The following is a 17,698-nucleotide window of genomic DNA, read 5'->3' as shown; positions in this document are numbered from 1 at the left end:
TGGGGAGGCATGGGAAGTTACGGGCTGGCTAATTCACGGAGTAAGGCATACAACCGTCCCAAACCCATCGTTCCGTATCCATTTAAATCATCAATACTCTTCTTTTCCCCATGTTCATTCTCTACCGTCAACTCAACGTGGGTAGTATGATTAACATGAATACTACCATAGTTATTCCGGAGGGCGGAATAATTGATATAAGACAGCAATTGAACTAGTTGCTGCCGTTGCGCGGGCATCAGTAGTTTCCGCTGTTGAGCTTGTGAATTCCGGGTGCTGTCGAGTCTATCCGTACATTGCTCCCAGAACTGAATTGAGTCTCCTTTTACTGCAATGCGGGTGCGTACAGTTTGGTGGTAAGCGTAAAAGCTTTCGTACGTAAGCTGTCTAACCTGACAAAGGACAGGTCGGTGATTATACTCCACGAATCCACCCGCGACGAAGGATAACAGCGAGGTACGGCGGTCTGTCAACTTTCCCCCTCGCCCTCTCCACCTGGCAAAATCAGCGTATTCCAGTAAGTCTTGACCATTTCGTACAACCACCCGAGCTACAGGCTGACGACGGCGCACACCATTAGCGAAATTGCGCGCTACCTGAAACTTGCTTCCCATATCCAGCACGCAAAACACAAACGGAATATCCTTACGCCGGGCCAGCACCAGCAAATCGGGTAACCCGTTGTGGTCGAAATCGGCTTTGAACCACGTCTGTGCTCCCCGCACTGCAAACCGGGTGAAACGATAAGGCCGGTACGCTGCTGCGGCTGAATCTCCCAGCACAGCCTCTTCGAATTCCCACCCGAACGGCCGAATCAGCTCCAGCACCTGCTCATCCGTTTTTATGGCAGCAATCCGGCCGGGCACATACTTATGCGCCGCTACCTGGCAAAAAGTATCTGGTGCTGCCCCAAGCACTAACAGAATTAGGCTAGTCAGGAAAAGACACCTGACAAAGCACTCATAAACAGACACTTGTATCATATATAGTTAACCTATGCCATAATTCGACTTCAATCAGCATGTTCCTACCGCTCATCACCCCTTGTTGTCAAACACCGGCTCAATGCGCCCATCAGCCCCTACCTGCAGGGCGGCTTCGTAGCGGTTACCGGTTTTGCTGGAGATGAAGCCGCGGATGACGCCAGTTTTGCCTTTGCGCAGAAGCTGGTTCATCTGGGCGTCGGTGAGGGTTTTACCGCCCCACTCGAATGGGGCCCGGAACTGGCAGTCCTCGCGGAAGCGGGAGCAGCCCCAGGCACTTTTGCCCTTCAGCATCTGGCCCAGGCGGCACACCGGGCAGGGTATCTGGCCGGGGTCCTGGGGGGTGGTGGGCTTGCTTTCGGCGGCGCGCACCAACTCCAGCGTCCGGGCGGGCGTGAGCCGGATGGCGGCCCCGAACTTGTTGCCGGCATCGTCCAGGAAGCCCTGCATTACCTGGGTGCGGCCTTTTTTGAGCAGGTCGCCCACCTGCTTGTCGGTGAATTTCTTACCCTCGAACTCCACCGGTAGCCGGAACTGACACCCTTCCTTCCAGCGGGAGCAGCCCATGGCTGATTTCCCGCGCAGCACGTGGCCACTGCTGCAGGCCGGGCACGGGCCTAAGCCTAGGTTGGTTTGTGGTTGTTGGTTGTTGGTTATTAGGCGAGTAGGTGCGGATTTACCGACCGCCGACGCGGGTTGTCCACCATTAGCTACCGTTACGGCGCGGCCGGAGCCATCGTGCTTTACTTCCAGCACCATTTCGCGCACCAGCTGCTTCAGCTCGCCCAGAAACTGCTCCTGGTCGAGCTGACCGCCTTCAATCTGGCGCAGCTTCCGCTCCCACTGCCCCGTCAACTCCGCCGACTTCAGCGTGGGGTTTCGGATGAGGCCGATGAGCTCTACCCCGGTGGGCGTGGGCACAATCTTTTTCCGGTCGCGGCGGATGTAGCCGCGCTTAAACAGGGTTTCGATGATGGCAGCGCGGGTCGAAGGGCGGCCGATACCGTTTTCCTTCATGGCCTGGCGCAGCTCCTCATCGTCCACGTTGCGGCCCGCGGTTTCCATGCCCCGCAGCAGCATGGCCTCCGAGTACTCGCGCGGGGGCTGGGTTTGCTTGGCGTCGAGGCGGGGCTTGTGGGGGCCGGTTTCGTCTTTCTGGAAGCTGGGCAGCACGGTACTCACCACATCGTCGTCGCCTTCACCGGCCGCTTTAGGGGCCGAGGGAGCCTGTTGCTTCTCCGGGTCACCGTACACCTCGCGCCAGCCGGGGCTCAGGATCTGCCGGCCCCGCACCCGGAAGGTGCGCCCGGCCACATCGGCAGTTACGGTGGTGTTTGAGACTTCGCAATCGGGGTAAAACGCGGCCAGGAAGCGGCGCGTGATGATGTCGTACACCCGCTGCTCGGTGCCGTGCAGGCTGCCCGCGCTGGCCCCGGTGGGGATGATGGCGTGGTGGTCCGTCACCTTCTGGTTGTTGAACACCTTGGTGCTCTTGCGGATTTTGCCGCCCGCCAGCAGCGGGGCCACCAGGGCCGCGTGCACGCCGCCCAGCCCGCGCAGGATGCCAGGGATTTTGGGGTACTGGTCGTCGGGCAGGAAGGTGGTATCCACGCGGGGGTAGCTCACCACTTTTTTCTCGTAGAGGCCCTGCACGGTTTTGAGCGTATCCTCAGCCGAGAGGCCCAGCTGGTTGTTGCACTGCACCTGCAGGGAGGTCAGGTCGAACAGCGCAGGCGGACTCTCCAGCGCCTTCTTGATTTCCACGTTCGTCACCGTGAGCGGCTGGCCGGTTACCTGGGCCAGGGCCGCGTCGGCTTCCTCCTGGGTCACGAAGTAGCCGCGGGCTTTTAGGCGGGCTTTTTCGTCGGGCTCGTCGTCGTCCTTGCCCTTTTTCACCACGGCTACGTGGCTGAACATGGTGCCCCGGTACTCGGTGCGCAGCACCCAGTAGGGCTCGGGCCGGAAGTTCTGGATTTCGTGGTACCGGTCTACCAGCAGGGCCAGCGTGGGCGTCTGCACCCGCCCGATGCTGAGCACCTGCCGCTGCCCGGGCGCGTACTTGAGTGTAAACAACCTAGTGGCGTTCAGGCCCAGCAGCCAGTCGCCCACGGCGCGGCTCTTACCGGCCTGGTAGAGCGAGTCGAACTCCGAGCCCTCGCGCAGGTTCTGGAAGCCCTGGCGGATGGCCTCTTCGGTGAGCGAGGAAATCCAGAGGCGCTTGGTGGGCTTACGGTACTTGGCCTCCAGCAGCACCCAGCGCTGAATCACCTCTCCTTCCTGCCCGGCGTCGCCGCAGTTAATAACTTCCTCGGCGGAGGCCAGCAGGCTCTTAATTACGTTGAACTGCCGCACTACGCCGTCGTCGCGGCGCATGAGCTTGATGCCGAACTGCTCGGGCAGCATGGGCAAATCGTGAATGCTCCAGCGCTTCCACTCGGGGCGGTAGTCCTCGGGCTCGCGCAGCTGGCAGAAGTGGCCGAACGTCCAGGTTACCTGGTAGCCGTTGCCCTCGAAGTAGCCGTCCATTTTGCGGTTGGCACCCAGCACCTGGGCAATTTCGCGGGCCACGCTGGGCTTTTCGGCAATGCAAACTTTCACTCGTTGTTTCTCTCAAGTGGATGATACTACTGGAATAAAGCCAGTGGAGAATCAACAAAGATACAGCGCAGAAAGGTCGGAATGCAGCGAGGATATGCCCTACCGTGCGGCAGTTTTGGGCACCAGCCGCACCGTAGCTACGCACCGAAACCCTAGCCAGCATTGCGGACCTTGATACAACTGCCGGGAACGCACCGTAATCTGCCGCACCGACGACCGAAACGAGCCGCCTTTTGCTACTCCTTTGACCGCCGTTAGCTCAGCCACGTTGCCAATAACGTTGTACAGTTTGTTTGCAGTTGGCGGATGATTGTAGATGTATTCCGTGAAAAACTGCCGATACGCGGCACAGAAGAATGGCTGGCCATTCTCCTCTGAAATGAAGTTTTCCAGCAACGTGTAGGGAAGCCGAAATACAGCCTTACCCTTGGGTAAAACCAGAGCAGTCAGGCAGGAATCCAAGGCCTTTTCCTTGCGCAGTTGCAGCGGTTTGAAGCGGGATTTGGAAGACGGTGGCACCAGCTGTAACGGTTCAATACCGATTGGCAAGCCACCAGCCGCAGCCTGCTCCCATTCGGCTTCCGTGGGCAGGCGATATTCGGCCAATACAGTAAAATTGCGCAACTCCGGGTGCTTCCGCTGGAACTCCGCTGACTGGAAATAGCCGGCGTTGACCATGTTGCTCCGCCAACGGCAATACGCTACGGCCTGCTCGTAACTCACGCCTGCTAATGGGTAGTACCGAAAGCCTGGGTACCTGAAATAGTAAGCTGTAAATGGGTCTGATACGTGACCATCAGTTCCTCTGACAGTTGTATTCCACACAGTAGAATCAGGAATTTGACTTCTATAGAAAGCATTTGAGGAGTCCTGCCGGATGTGATGTATATACTCAAGCCAATGAATGTTAACTACCTCTGCTTCATCCATATATAGGCTATCTGATACTTGCACACACCCTGGAGGTTCAGGCAATGCCCTTGCTTTATACTGGGCCTCCGCCCAAGTACAATACAGCAAGCATAATAGTACTACTGACAAACTACGCATGGACATACTTCGGATAAGAACAAGCACACAATCTATAACCGTCTATAGAGTAGCAAATCTAACGGGGAGAAAAGTCCGGTGCACTGGACTCTTCTCCCCGTTTTTGAGCGCTAAGGCCCGTTGTAGCCGCGCTACTGCTTCACCGTTTCCGGCGCAATGCGGGTGGGCGTCTGCTGGCCGCTGATGATGCCGCTGGCGGCGCGGCCGATGGCCGTAATAACGGCCGTCATGTTGGCTAGGTCCAGGCTTTCCACCTCGTCGTCCACCGAGTGGTACTTCTTATCGGTTGGAATCTGGTCGGTGCTGATGGTGTGGGCCGGGACGCCCAGGCGGGCCAATGTGGCGTTGTCGGAGCGGTAGAACAGGTTTTGCTCGGGGTACGGGTCGGGCTCGAAGCGGAACACCGTGCCCTTGGCGTTATCCTGCAGCATTTTGCCGAAGTCGGACCGATCAAAGCCGGTGATAAAGGCCGTGTTGGGGCCGAACTTGGCCTGCTTGCCAATCATTTCGATGTTGAACATGGCCACCACGTTCTTCGGGTCAAGCTGCTTGGAGAAATGGCGCGCGCCAAAGCCCCGATTTCCTCGGCCGTGAAGGCCACAAACACCAGCGGGCGGGCGTTGTCGTTTTCTTCTTGAAGTACTCGGCCAGGGCCACCACGGCGGTGGTGCCGCTGGCGTCGTCGTCGGCCCCGTTGGCAATGGAGTCGCCGGCCACGGCGGGCAGGAAGCCCAGGTGGTCGTAGTGGCCGCTGAACACTACCTGCTCGGTGGCGCGGGCGGCATCCTTACCGGGCAACACGCCCACCACGTTGCGCAGCTCCACGGTTCGGATGGTGGTGGTGGCGGCCACCTGAAACTTCAGCGGTGTAGCGGCCGGCGGAGCCAGAATGAGCAGCGTGGTAAACGGAGCGGGTTTTTCGGGCCGCAGGCCGCCACGCTTTACGTAGCCGACCACGCGGTTGAAGGCCGCCGCCTGCACGGGGTCAATGAATACAATGGTGTTCTCCCTGGGGTCCAGCAGCGGGCGGATTTGCTGCATCAGGTTATCCTGTGGGCCCACGGTAACAACCCGCGGGGCCGGTTCGTCGGCTTCCGTCCAGTTGAGGTGGGGCTGACCCGAAATCAGCAGCATCTTGTCGGGGGCTACTTTGGCACCGTTGATAGTGACGAAAGCGGCGGCTGTGCGGGTTTCGTAGGCCGGAAACGTCTGCATGAAATTTTGCAGACCAGGTAGCGGTGTGAGGCCGATACGCTGAAATTCAGCGGCCAGAAACTCGGCGGCTTTTACGCTGCCGGGCTTGCCGGTAGCGCGGCCCTGCATATCGTCGGCAGCCAGGGTACGGATGATGCGCTCAACGGTTGCCTGGGGCACACCAGGACTTGCGGGAACAGGTGCGGACTTTTTTTGGGCAAAGACCTGAGTAGCAAACAGCGCGAGGAAGAGAACGAACGGGGGGGATTTTCGCATACCGCAAAATAACCATTTTGTTCTTTACGGGGTACAATTTGTTGGCCGCAAAAAATTTAGGTTTTGCGCCTTTCATCCGTCCGCTTGTCTCTTCTTCCTATGCTTCGTTACAGCCTGTTGTTGCTTCTTCCGATGGCCGCCTGCCAGACTACCGCTCCCACCACTGACAATACTACCGCCACCGAGGCGGCCCCGGCCACCGAGCTGCGCGGCACGCGCTGGGTATTGCACGCGCTGGCCGGGCAGCCACTGCAGGTGACCTCGCCCAAGGAGCTGTACCTGCAAATCAGCCCGGAGCAGCTGCAGGCGGAAGGTCAGGCCTCCTGCAACCGGTTCAGAGCGTCGGTGGAACTGCCCGCCGCACAGCAGCTCCGGTTCGGCGCATTGCTATCGACGCGCATGGCCTGTCCGGACCTGGCTGTTGAGACTGGCTTCACCAATGCGCTTACCAACACGCGCACGTACCAAATCAGCCGGGATACGCTGCGGCTGTACGGGGAGCCTGCCGCTGGCCCGCTGGCCGAGCTACACCAGGGCCGCTAAAATCCGGTAAAACCTACGTCCGGCCCCGGCTACCCTGAATGAAGGTAGCCAAGGCCGGACGTGGGTTGTACTGGTAGCCTACTCCTGTTCTCCTATTTTGTATTAGCCGCTTTTGTATCAACGGCGGCTAGCACGCCGCCCATTCGGCTTCCGATTTGGCCTGGCTGGCCCCGGGGCACCTTTCAGTTTCAGCTCGGGGGCGGCGGCCTGCAGTTCTTTCAGGTTCAGCTTCACCGGCTCCAGCTTCTTATCGGGGCGCAGCAGGTAATAGGTCACTTTATCGTCAATCTTGTCGTACCGCTCCCCGCTGCTATACGCTCCCTGGTAATCGGCTTTAATGAGCTTTTTCCCGAAGCGTTTGAGCAGGGTGTAGTTTCCGGCGTGTAGTACCTCTACGTACTCAGTGCGCTGGCTGGGCTCCGGGGCTTCCAGAAAACGGCGAAAAACGCGCTGGTGCGCGGGCTGCAGCCCAGCTGGCACATCCAGCTCAAAACTCGTCACCCGTCGGTCATCCAGCAGCAGCGAGTCTTTACGGTTGAGGGGCATCATCAGCAGCCGCCGGTTCAGCACATCGTACTTCAGCGGAATGGGCGCCAGTGGAACGCCAGTGGTCATGTGCAGATGTCCGGGCAGCCAGCGGTTGTCGGCGTACGGGGTGCCGATGGTGCCGTAGGCTTCGCCCCGGGGCAGCACCGCAGCGGCTCCATTCACCAAGGCATCCACATTAGCCTGAGCAGCCGTACCTGCCTGACTTATTGACCCTTGTTGTGCCCACGCGCTGGTAGTCAATAGAGCGGCCGCTAGGGCCAGAGAAATCCGAAGAATCATAGAAAGATCAAGTAAAAGGGCTATTATTAGTCTAATATACCGGTTTTGCCGACTATCTGCAGTCCTTACCCCAGCGTCAGCACCAGATCATCGGCGTTTACCAGGCTGCCTTCGGAGAGGCTCACGACCTGCACGGTGGTATCGGCGGGGGCAGTGATGGTGGTTTCCATTTTCATAGCCTCGATGATGAACAGGGGTTCGTTTTTGCGCACGGGCTGACCGCTCTCTACCAGCACCCGGCTCAGCAGGCCCTGCAGCGGCGCGCCCAGCTGGCGGGGGTTGCCTTTGTCGGCCTTGGGGTTCTGCACGCGCTTCACTTCCACCGAGGTGTCCCGGATTTCGAGGTTGCGCGTCTGGCCGTTGAGGGTGAAGAAGATGGTGCGGCAGCCGTCCTCATTTACCGGCCCGATGCTTTGCAGGCCCACAATAATGCTTTTGCCCCGGGCAATGTCGATGATGGTTTCCTCGCCGGGCTGCAGGCCGTAGTAGAACACCCGCGTGGGTACTACGGCCACGTCGCCGTACTCCTCGCGGTGCTGCCAGTACTGCTCGAATACCTTCGGGTACAACAGCCACGACAGCACATCGGTGAACTTCCCACGGCGGCCGAATTTCTCGGCAAACCGGGCTTCCTCGGCCCCGAAATCAATGGGGGCCAGGTGCTCGTTGGGGCGGTCGGTGAAGGGCTGCTCGTCTTTGAGAATCACCTGCTGCACCTCGTGGGGCCAGCCGCCCTCGGGCTGCCCGATGTCGCCGCGGAACAGGTCGCGCACCGACTCAGGGAAGTTGAGCGTGTGGCCTTTTTCCAGCACGTCGCGGGTGGTGAGGTTGTTGCTGACCAGGAACAGGGCCATGTCGCCGACTACTTTCGAGGAGGGCGTCACCTTCACGATATCCCCAAACAGCTGGTTCACTTCTGCAAAGGTGGTTTTCACGGTTTCGAACTTGTCCAGCAAGCCCAGCGAAGCCGCCTGGGGCCGCAGGTTGGAGTACTGCCCGCCCGGAATTTCGTGCTGGAACACCTCCGAGGTGCCCGCCTTCAGCCCCGACTCGAAGGGGTAGTAATACTCGCGCACGGTTTCCCAGTAGTTGCTGAACTCATTGAGCGACTCCTGGTCGAACTCCCGGTGGCGCTCCTGGCCGCGCAGCATCTCCACCACGGCGTTGAAGTTGGGCTGCGAGGTAAGGCCCGACAGCGCGCCCAGAGCCACGTCAATCACATCTACGCCGGCTTCCACGGCCTTCAGGTAGGTGGCGGGCTGCAGGAGCTGGTGTCGTGGGTGTGCAGGTGGATGGGCAGGCTCACGGTGTCGCGCAGGGCCGTAATCAGCTCGGTGGCGGCATAGGGTTTCAGCAGCCCGGCCATGTCCTTGATGCACAGGATGTGGGCCCCGGCGTCCTCAATCTGCCGGGCCAGGCGCAGGTAGTAGTCGAGGTTGTACTTCTGGTTGCGCCGGGGGTCCAGAATGTCGCCGGTGTAGCAGATGCAGGCTTCGGCCAGCCGGTCGGTGCGGTTGCGCACGAACCCGATGCAGGCCTCCATCCCCTTCATCCAGTTCAGGGAGTCGAAGATGCGGAACACGTCGATGCCGGTTTCGGCGGCCTGCTCCACAAACCGCTCCGTCAGGTTGTCGGGGTAGGCTTTGTAGCCCACGCCGTTGGCCCCGCGGATGAGCATCTGGAGCAGGATGTTGGGCACGGCGGCGCGCAGCTTGGCCAGCCGCTCCCAGGGGTCTTCGTGCAGGAAGCGCAGGGCCACATCAAACGTAGCCCCGCCCCAGCACTCCAGCGAGAAGGTTTGCGGGTGCTGGCGGGCGTAGCGCTCGGCCACCTTCAGCATATCGAAGGTGCGCATGCGAGTGGCCAGCAGGCTCTGGTGGGCGTCGCGCAGGGTGGTATCGGTGTAGTGAATCTGGCGCTCGGCCCGCAGCCACTTGGCAAACTCGTCGGGGCCCAGCTCGGTGAGCTTGTCCTTGGTGCCGGGCTGCAGCGGGGCGGCGGGGTCGTAGTGCGGCAGGCGGGGCTTGCGCAGGTCGCGCTTGGGGTCCACGAGGCCGCGCACGTCGGGGTTGCCGTTCACAATCACGTCGCCGAGGAAGCTGAGCACCTTGGTGGCCCGGTCCTGGCGGGGTTTGAACTTGAACAGTTCCTGGTGGTCTTTGATGAAGTCTACGTTGGCCTCCCCCGCCATGAATACAGGGTGGGCAATGATATTCTGCAGAAACTGGATGTTGGTGCTTACCCCCCGCACCCGGAACTCGTCGAGGGAGCGGGCCATCTTCTGGGCCGCGCCTTCCAGCGTGGGCGCGTGGGCCGACACCTTCACCAGCAACGAGTCAAAGAACGGCGACACTTTCACGCCCTGGTACACCGAGCCCTGGTCGAGGCGGATACCGAAGCCGCCCGCCGAGCGGTAGGCCGTAATGGTGCCGTAATCGGGCTTGAAATCCTGCTCGGGGTCCTCGGTGGTAATGCGGCACTGGATGGCGTAGCCCATCTTCAAGGGCGTACTATCCGGCCCCAGCCCAATTTCGGCGTCGGTGAGGCGGCGGCCGTCGGCAATATGCAGCTGGGTTTTGATGAGGTCCACGCCGGTTATCATCTCCGTCACGGTGTGCTCCACCTGAATGCGCGGGTTCACCTCGATGAAGTAGATGCGGTCCTGCTCGGGGTTCACCAGGAATTCCACGGTGCCCACGTTGTTGTAGTTCACGGCCCGGCCCAGGCGCAGCGCGTACTCGTACAGCAGGTGGCGCAGGTGGTCGGGCAGGTGCAGGGACGGGGCCACTTCCACCACTTTCTGGTAGCGGCGCTGCACCGAGCAGTCGCGCTCGTACAGGTGCGTGAGGCCGCCGAAGTTGTCGGCCACCAGCTGCACCTCAATGTGCTTGGGCCGCTCCACAAACTTCTCCAGGAACACGGTATCGTCGCCGAAGGCTTTCAGGGCCTCGTTACGGGCCTCGAAGAAGCCTTTTTCCAGCTGCTCATCGTCGCGGATTACGCGCATGCCCCGGCCCCCGCCCCCGCTGGCCGCTTTCAGCATCACGGGGTAGCCAATGCGGTGGGCTTCCGCCAGCGCCACGTCGAGGTCGGTCAGGTCCTGCTCGCTGCTTTCGATGATGGGCACCTGGCACTCCACGGCTACCCGCTTGGCGGCCACCTTGTCGCCCAGGGCTTCCATCACTTCCGGCCGCGGGCCCACGAAGATGATGCCCTCCTCGCGGCAGCGCCGGGCCAGGGTGGCGTTTTCGCTCAGGAAGCCGTAGCCGGGGTGAATGGCGTCGGCCCCGTTCTCCCTGGCCACGCGCAGGATGGCCTCAATATCAAGGTAGGGCTTGAGCGGCTCATCGTCGCGGCCCACCTGGTAGGCCTCGTCGGCCTTGTAGCGGTGCAGGGAGTAGCGGTCCTCGTAGGTGTAGATGGCAACGGTCTGGATGCCCAGCTCGGTGGCGGCGCGCAGCACGCGAATGGCAATTTCGCCCCGGTTGGCGACCAGCAGTTTGCGGATGTTCATCGGTTTCAGGAGAAGGTGAAAGGTGGAACAGGGAAGCGGTGCAAGCTACGCAACGGGGCGGGATTCGTTAGCGAATTTTTGCTGAAAGTTTATTTTTCGCAGAAGCAGACTATTTGGGATGGGTAGATTCCGGGAGGTTGTAGAGACGCAACATCTTGCGTCTCGTCGTTGCTGATGTTGCTTATTAAGAGCGGATTGGGCTTTCCTGTCGAAAGGCGTAACGACGTCGCACGAAGGGAAGTCCAGGCAGAGCTGTTCGACGGGGAGACGCAAAATATTGCGTCTCTACACTCAGTTCTCCTGGTTGATGAGGTTGACCACCAACTTCACCATTACGTCCTTGTCCTCCGGTTTTCTTTCTGCAATGAGCAGGGTCAGGGCCACCAGGGCATTATCGGCGAGGCGGCGAGAGCCGTCGGGTTTGTAGAGGCAGTGATTCTTATCCATGAACCACACGAACAGAACCGGAGGTCAGCGAAGCTAAAGGCTGCAATGCGCTTATTGCCATCGGAAAAGGAATGGTTTTTCACCACGAAGTAGAGCAGGTGGGCCGCTTTTTCCTCCGCGCTGGGGTACAGCTCTACGCCGTCAAAACTCTGGTAAATCGTGCGCACCGAGCTCTGGAACGACTCATCCTTCTCCCGCCCGAACAGCACGCTCCCCCCGAACTGCTGGCGCAGGCCATCCACGGCCTGTAGGGCGGCTTCGTAGGTGAGCTCGAAGGGTGTATCGGGCGAGGTGGCCGTGATGCGCAGGCGCTGGTGGTCGTACTGGTCGAGCACGTCGAGGGCGCGGGCGTAGTCGCTGAGCACCCGCAGCAGGGCCGTAGTTTGGGCGGGCGTCAGCTCCTGGTTTTCCAGCAGCTCGCCCTGCAGCCGCAGCAGCCGCTTGAGTTCGGTGAGCTGGCGGGCGTTTTCGCGCAGCCGCTCCTCGTTCAGCACGAAACCCTGCACCAGGTACTGCCGCAGCACCTGCGTGGCCCACTGCCGGAACTGCGTGCCCTGCCGGGAGTTCACCCGGTACCCGACGGAGATGATAACGTCAAGGTTGTAGTAGGTCACGGGCTTGTCGGAAAAAGCAATATGCATTTTTTGCATATTGCTTTCTTCGTCCAGTTCGCCGGAGTTAAAAACAGCCCGCAAGTGTCTGCTAATCACACTTTGGTCCCGGCCAAAGAGCGTCACCATCTGAGCCTGGGTGAGCCAGACGGTTTCGTTCTGCAGGTGCACTTCCAGCCGGGCGTGGCCGTCGGCCGATTGATAGAGAAGGATATCCGGAGTGGACTCCATAAGCAGAGGATAAAAAGTAAAACAGGCAGCAACTCAGCAATATGCAGAATCAGCGCCGGGAAGCCAAGCCGGAGGCCACCACGGCTACGAAAGCCAGCGTCCAAAACTTTCCTGCCACGGTTCAGTTCTGAACCCACTTCCCTACCTCTGACTTTATCCGCATGCAATTCTCCGGCAAGAACATCCTTATCGTGGGCGCTTCCTCGGGCATTGGCCTGGCCACGGCCCGGCTGCTGCACGGCCTGGGCGCTAGCCTGTACACCGCCTCCCGCCACCAGTCGGCCGAGCTGGCCGAACTCAGCACCACCTTTCTGCCCCTCGACGTGACGCACCCCTTCGGCACGGCGCTGGATGCCCTGCCCGAGGTGCTGCACGGCGTGGTGTACTGCCCCGGCAACATCAAGCTGCGGCCCTTCGAGCGGATTCCGGTGGAGGATTTCCGCGGGGATTTTGAGTTGAACGTGCTGGGTGCTGTGCAGGTGCTGCAGGCCAGCATGAAGCGGCTGAAGAAGGCCGGCGGGGCCTCTGTGGTGCTGTTCAGCACCGTGGCCGCCGATACGGGCATGGCCTTCCACGCCAGCATTGCTACTTCCAAGGCCGCCGTGGAAGGCCTCACCCGCGCCCTGGCCGCCGAGTACGCCGCCAGTGGCGTGCGGGTAAATGCCGTGGCTCCGTCGCTCACCAACACGCCCCTGGCCGCCGCTTTACTCAATACCCCCGAAAAAGCCGAAGCCAGCGCCAAGCGCCACCCGCTGCAGCGCATTGGTGAGCCCGAGGACCTGGCCTACATGGCCTCCTTCCTCCTCTCCGACCACGGCTCCTTTATCACCGGCCAGGTGCTGCCCGTGGATGGCGGCATGGGCCGGTTGAAGTAGGGCGTAGCAGATTGAGTAGCAGGTTTCCCGGATAACTGTAAAAGGCCTCGTCTCTGCTCGCTTAAGAGTAGACGAGGCCTTTTACAGTTATCCGGGAAACCTGCTACTCAATCTGCAGCCGCTTGTTCACGTAGAGGCCGTTACCGCGGAGCTGCACGAAGTACAATCCAGCCGGCAGCCGATGCATGTCCAGCGTGGTTTTGAGGCCGGTGCTGCTCATCGTGAGCGTGCGTTGCTGTACCACTTGGCCCAGCCCGTTCACAATGTCACACCGAATAACGCCGCCGGCTCCTATTAAGGGCATTGATACGTGCACATTTTCGCGGGCGGGGTTCGGCACCAGCTCTACCTGCCCAGCCAAAGCTGCTGAGGCACTTGTGGTAACCGTTTGAATAGTCACTGTAATGGTATTGCTGATATTGAATGCCTGACAGGCCCCCGATACCACCAAACGGCGGAAGTAAGTCGTCTGGCTCAGCAAAGGCGGGTCGTAGCTTTGGCTCACGGCTCCCGCAATGGAAATGAACGTGCTGTTATCAGCCGAGCTTTGCCACTGGTAGCTGTATTGGTTGTTGCCACCAGTGGGCTGGCTTCCAGAAATAACGCCTGGATCAGCGGGGCCGGTAAACACGGCCGGCTGAGGTGCCGTCAGCGAGTTTCCTGCCAGTACGGGCTGCACTGCTACCGTTATCGTGTTACTGGTGGAAGTCTGCCCACCCGAGCTTACCGTGCGCCGGTAGTAGATAGTCTGGCTGAGGGTTGGCGGGTCGTAGCTGGCAGCGGTTGCCCCGGCAAGGTTTGCGAAGGCAGTATTATCAGAGGAAGATTGCCACTGGTAGGTGTAGGTACCGTCGCCGCCGGCGGGGACCTGCCCGGTTATTACCCCAGGGTCGCCGCTACCGCAGAAGGCATCGGGCGAAGGGCCGGCAATGGTATTGTTGCTGATGGCGGCTACTGTTACCACAAAACTACCCGACGATGAGGCGGTACCACTGGGCGTGGTAACAGTAACCGGGCCGGTAGTAGCGCCGGCCGGTACCACCGCAGTAATGGAGTTGGATGATATAACGGTAAATGAAGCCGCATCCTTACCATTGAATTTTACAGCCGTAGCGCCCGTAAACTCGCTCCCCGTAATGGTAACGGTGGTGCCTGGGCTACCGCTGGCCGGGGCTACCGAAGCAACGGTAGCGGCAGCAACATTCTGGTAGCGAAAAATCTGCAGGGCGGAACCATCCGTCAGCACGTAGGCGTAATTGCCTACCCCGGCAATGTCATAGGCGGTACCCGTACCGGTTAGGGTTCCTTTTACCGTGGGAGATGCCGGGTTACTTACATCAAAGGCCTGCAGGGTGAAACTAGACGCGCCGCCGCTGGCGGCAAAATAGCCGTATACCATCGTGCCACTCACGGCAATGTCGCTGAGGGTAGTACCGCTGGGAATGGCTACCGAGCCCTGCGCAACCGGAATTTCGGGCGTGCTCAGGTCATACACCTGCAGAACTCCGTTCAATACCCCATATCCTTTGTTGCCATTGATGGCTTGGATGTACCCGGTAGTTGACTGGCGAAGGATGGGTTGCTGCGGGTTGCTTACGTCAAACACTTTCAGCACGCTTCCGTCCCGCACGTACGCAATGTTTCCATTCACGGCGGGTTTGCTGATTTGATAAGCATCGAGCGTAACTTTTGCGCCGGGAGTCAGATCGGGGGAAAACGGCTGGAAGTACGTAACGGGTGGCGTACTGGTGGTGCTGGTGGTGATGCACACCACCGTGGCGCTGGCCCCCACATTCAGCGGATTGCCGGTAATGGTGGTACCCGCCGGAGCACCTGGCGTAGCGGGATTCTGCAGGCTGAACCCAGTGAGTTGACTGCTACTGCTGGAACCCGTTCCGAAATGGGTACCGTACAGCCTGTCACCACCAACGGTTACCTGACGAATCCGGTTAAAAGCGGTGGTAGAAACTGTGCTTTTGGACACCGGCGACTCCGGGTTCGTAATGTCCAGCGTTTCGAGGCTACTTGAGCCGAAATTGGCTAGATACAGATAGTTGGCTTTGCTATCCAGACCGGTGGGCCCGCCACTGGTGGTAACGCTGGTCACCTTCTGCAAACTTTGCGCGCTGGCTGTTTCGGCACTGCACAACGCAATGAGAGCCAGCTGTAGCACAGCTATTCGGTGTAGATATGTCTTCATAATAAATTAAGAGTGAGTATTCGAGTCAGGCTACTTGTAACAGGCCGGCCAAGTTGCCGACTAGTTAGTTAACCCACGAAATTTTGCATTATTTTTTTATAGTCGGACATCTTATTTACCTGCTTTCATCAGCAACGTTAGCGGCTAGGTTATACAACTTAATGCCGGATATCCGGGTTATACTGCTATGGAACAGCAATCCACCGCCGCTGAGACGGCAGCTTCGCCCAAAGCCCGCATCAAGCAGGCCTACCTCGACTATGTGCTGCGCAAAGGCACGCCACCTATTTCGGTGTTTAAGCTGACACAAAAGCTGGGAATTGCCGAGCAGGAATTCTACCGCTACTACGCCACCTTCGAGGTCATCGACCGGGAAATCTGGGCCGATTTTGGCCGGGAAGCCCGCACCACTGCCGCAGCCGAGCCGGTTTGGGAGCAGTACGGCAGCCGCGAAAAGCTGCTGGGCTTCTACTATACCCTGCTCGAAATTCTGAAACGCAACCGCAGCTACGCCCTGCAAAGCCTGCGCCGCTCGCTGCACCGCATGCCCGGCCTCTCGCCCCGCGTGCTCGACGATTTCCGCCAGGAGTTTGAGGCCTTCGTAGCGGAAATCCTGCGCGACGGCCGCCGCACCGAGGAAGTAGCTACCCGCCCGCTGGTGCAGAACCAGTACCCGCGCGCCTTCTGGCAACAGATGCTGTTCGTGCTCGGCTTCTTCGCCAAAGACGACAGCCTGGACTTTGAGCGCACCGACGCCGCCGTGGAAAAAGCCGTTACCCTGAGCTTCGATTTGGTAGGCCGCAACTCCCTCGACTCGGCCGTGGATTTCGTGCGGTTTCTGGTGCGGCGGTAAGGTTTTAAGTTACAGCAGAACGGTCATGCTGAGCTTGCCGAAGCATCTCTACCGCTTTGTTATTGTGGCTAGGCAACGAAGCGGCAGAGATGCTTCGGCAAGCTCAGCATGACCGTTTTCGGTTTATACTACCCCACTCATGGACGATACTCCCAAGTCGCTTACCTCCCTGCCCACCACCAAGGTGGCCCGGGCGGCGCGGTTCGCCAAAACCGGCCTCAACGTGGGCGCCAACTACGTGAAGCACTACGCCAAGCGAGCTGTGGGTGCCGACAGCCCCACCGACGACCTGCACGCGGCCAATGCGGCCGAGCTGTACGGCACACTTAGCGAGATGAAAGGCTCGGTGCTGAAAGTGGCCCAGATGCTGGCCATGGAGAAAAACCTGCTGCCCACCGCCTACGCCGACCAGTTTGCCCAGGCCCAGTACCAGACCCCGCCCCTCTCGGGCCCGCTGGTGGTGAAGACGTTCCGGGAGGCATTCGGCAAGTCGCCGTTTGAGGTGTTCGATGCGTTCGACATCGAGGCGCGGCAGGCGGCCAGTATCGGGCAGGTGCACGCCGCGCGTAAGGATGGTCGGACGTTGGCCGTGAAGGTGCAGTACCCCGGCGTGGCCGACAGCATCCGCTCCGATATCCGGTTGGTGAAGCCTATTGCCCTGCGCGTACTGGGCCTCGACGAAGCCACCGTGCGCCCCTACCTGCAGGAAGTGGAAACCCGCCTGCTCGAGGAAACTGACTACGCTTTGGAGCTGCGCCGCGGCCAGCACATTGCCCGGGCCTGCGCCGGCTTCGCGCACCTGCAGTTTCCGCAGTACTACCCCGAGCTGTCGGCCCCCCGCATCCTGACTATGGACTGGCTGCCCGGCCGGCACCTGAAGGAGTTTCTGGCCACCAACCCCAGCCAAGAAGTACGCAATCAGCTCGGCCAGACCCTCTGGGGCTTCTATATGTTTCAGCTGAACGAGCTGCGCCAGGTGCACGCCGACCCGCACCCCGGTAATTTCCTGCTCTCAGATACCAACGGCGGCACCGTGGGTGTGCTGGATTTTGGCTGCGTGAAGGAAGTGCCGGCCGATGTGCATCATCTGTTCACGGCGCTATTGGCCCCCGAGACCCTAGCGGATTCAGCCCGCCTCACCCAGTTGCTTACCGAGGCTGGTATAGTGCGTCCCGAGGATACGCCCGCCCGGCAGGCGTTTTACGTAGATACCATGCGCGCCTCGCTGGAGCTGGTAGGCCGCCCCTTCCGCCAGCCCACCTTCGATTTCGGCGACCCGGCCTACATGCAGAGCCTCTATGCCCTCGGCGACGACCTGATGCAGCAGCCTGAGCTACGCCAGCAGCGTGAGCCCCGCGGCTCGGAGCACTTTATTTACCTCAACCGTACCTACGTGGGCCTCTATGCCCTCCTCACCGAGTTGGGCGCATCCATCCGCACCAGCCCAACGCAATAAGATTTTTTAAAACCAAACTACCGGGCTTGAGTTTAAGCA

Annotated in this window: 12 protein-coding genes and 1 pseudogene; 4 read left to right on the top strand and 9 right to left on the bottom strand. The window is 60.0% G+C overall.

Translation table 11 applies throughout. From position 1 onward, the window contains the following. Window positions 1-17: 17 nt before the first annotated feature. The 5 genes from ACN19L_RS19835 to ACN19L_RS19815 form a co-directional block, all read right to left on the bottom strand. Window positions 18-983 carry a hypothetical protein gene (locus tag ACN19L_RS19835; protein WP_426491192.1) on the bottom strand — a complete coding sequence of 322 codons (966 nt, stop codon included), beginning with the start codon at window positions 981-983 and terminating at the stop codon, window positions 18-20. Window positions 984-1,037: 54 nt separating this feature from the next. Next, on the bottom strand, window positions 1,038-3,581 hold the full coding sequence (locus ACN19L_RS19830; RefSeq protein ID WP_426491191.1) for a DNA topoisomerase 3: 2,544 nt from the start codon (window positions 3,579-3,581) through the stop codon (window positions 1,038-1,040). Window positions 3,582-3,680: 99 nt separating this feature from the next. Further along, window positions 3,681-4,631, bottom strand: coding sequence for a formylglycine-generating enzyme family protein (locus tag ACN19L_RS19825; protein ID WP_426491190.1), 951 nt, complete (start codon window positions 4,629-4,631; stop codon window positions 3,681-3,683). A 131-nt stretch (window positions 4,632-4,762) separates the two neighbouring features. Further along, window positions 4,763-5,152, bottom strand: a complete 390-nt coding sequence (locus tag ACN19L_RS19820; RefSeq protein ID WP_426491189.1) for a M28 family peptidase — start codon at window positions 5,150-5,152, stop codon at window positions 4,763-4,765. A 19-nt stretch (window positions 5,153-5,171) separates the two neighbouring features. Beyond that, a complete protein-coding gene (locus ACN19L_RS19815) occupies window positions 5,172-6,005 on the bottom strand; it encodes a M28 family peptidase (protein WP_426491188.1) in 834 nt (277 codons plus the stop codon). A gap of 195 nt (window positions 6,006-6,200) precedes the next feature. Here ACN19L_RS19815 and ACN19L_RS19810 point away from each other — a divergent pair, with 195 nt between their 5' ends. Beyond that, window positions 6,201-6,644, top strand: a complete 444-nt coding sequence (locus tag ACN19L_RS19810; RefSeq protein ID WP_426491187.1) for an META domain-containing protein — start codon at window positions 6,201-6,203, stop codon at window positions 6,642-6,644. A gap of 117 nt (window positions 6,645-6,761) precedes the next feature. On the opposite strand, the gene ACN19L_RS19805 is transcribed toward ACN19L_RS19810, so the two are convergent. The 3 genes and pseudogenes from ACN19L_RS19805 to rhuM form a co-directional block, all read right to left on the bottom strand. Continuing rightward, the gene (locus ACN19L_RS19805) at window positions 6,762-7,472 is read right to left on the bottom strand and encodes a hypothetical protein (RefSeq protein ID WP_426491186.1); all 711 of its coding nucleotides are present in this window, start codon (window positions 7,470-7,472) and stop codon (window positions 6,762-6,764) included. 65 nt (window positions 7,473-7,537) lie between these two features. Next, window positions 7,538-10,986 (bottom strand): annotated as a pseudogene (locus tag ACN19L_RS19800) (pyruvate carboxylase). Window positions 10,987-11,360: 374 nt separating this feature from the next. After that, window positions 11,361-12,275: a RhuM family protein gene (gene rhuM / locus ACN19L_RS19795; protein ID WP_426491185.1), complete on the bottom strand. Its 915-nt coding sequence runs from the start codon at window positions 12,273-12,275 to the stop codon at window positions 11,361-11,363. A 161-nt stretch (window positions 12,276-12,436) separates the two neighbouring features. Here rhuM and ACN19L_RS19790 point away from each other — a divergent pair, with 161 nt between their 5' ends. Then, complete coding sequence (locus ACN19L_RS19790; protein ID WP_426491184.1) at window positions 12,437-13,150, top strand: SDR family NAD(P)-dependent oxidoreductase; 714 nt, start codon at window positions 12,437-12,439, stop codon at window positions 13,148-13,150. 103 nt (window positions 13,151-13,253) lie between these two features. Here ACN19L_RS19790 and ACN19L_RS19785 read toward each other — a convergent pair whose 3' ends face one another. After that, the gene (locus tag ACN19L_RS19785; RefSeq protein ID WP_426491183.1) at window positions 13,254-15,323 is read right to left on the bottom strand and encodes a T9SS type A sorting domain-containing protein; all 2,070 of its coding nucleotides are present in this window, start codon (window positions 15,321-15,323) and stop codon (window positions 13,254-13,256) included. A gap of 214 nt (window positions 15,324-15,537) precedes the next feature. Here ACN19L_RS19785 and ACN19L_RS19780 point away from each other — a divergent pair, with 214 nt between their 5' ends. Both ACN19L_RS19780 and ACN19L_RS19775 read left to right on the top strand, forming a co-directional pair. Continuing rightward, entirely contained in the window at window positions 15,538-16,203 is a 666-nt protein-coding gene (locus tag ACN19L_RS19780) for a TetR family transcriptional regulator C-terminal domain-containing protein (RefSeq protein ID WP_426491182.1), read from the top strand. A 139-nt stretch (window positions 16,204-16,342) separates the two neighbouring features. Beyond that, window positions 16,343-17,659 (top strand): ABC1 kinase family protein, encoded by a 1,317-nt coding sequence (locus tag ACN19L_RS19775; protein WP_426491181.1) that lies wholly within the window; start codon window positions 16,343-16,345, stop codon window positions 17,657-17,659. Window positions 17,660-17,698: the final 39 nt, after the last annotated feature.

The organism is Hymenobacter sp. 102 (assembly GCF_049949205.1).
Classification (GTDB): domain Bacteria; phylum Bacteroidota; class Bacteroidia; order Cytophagales; family Hymenobacteraceae; genus Hymenobacter.
This window is presented reverse-complemented; position numbering and strand designations above follow the sequence as displayed.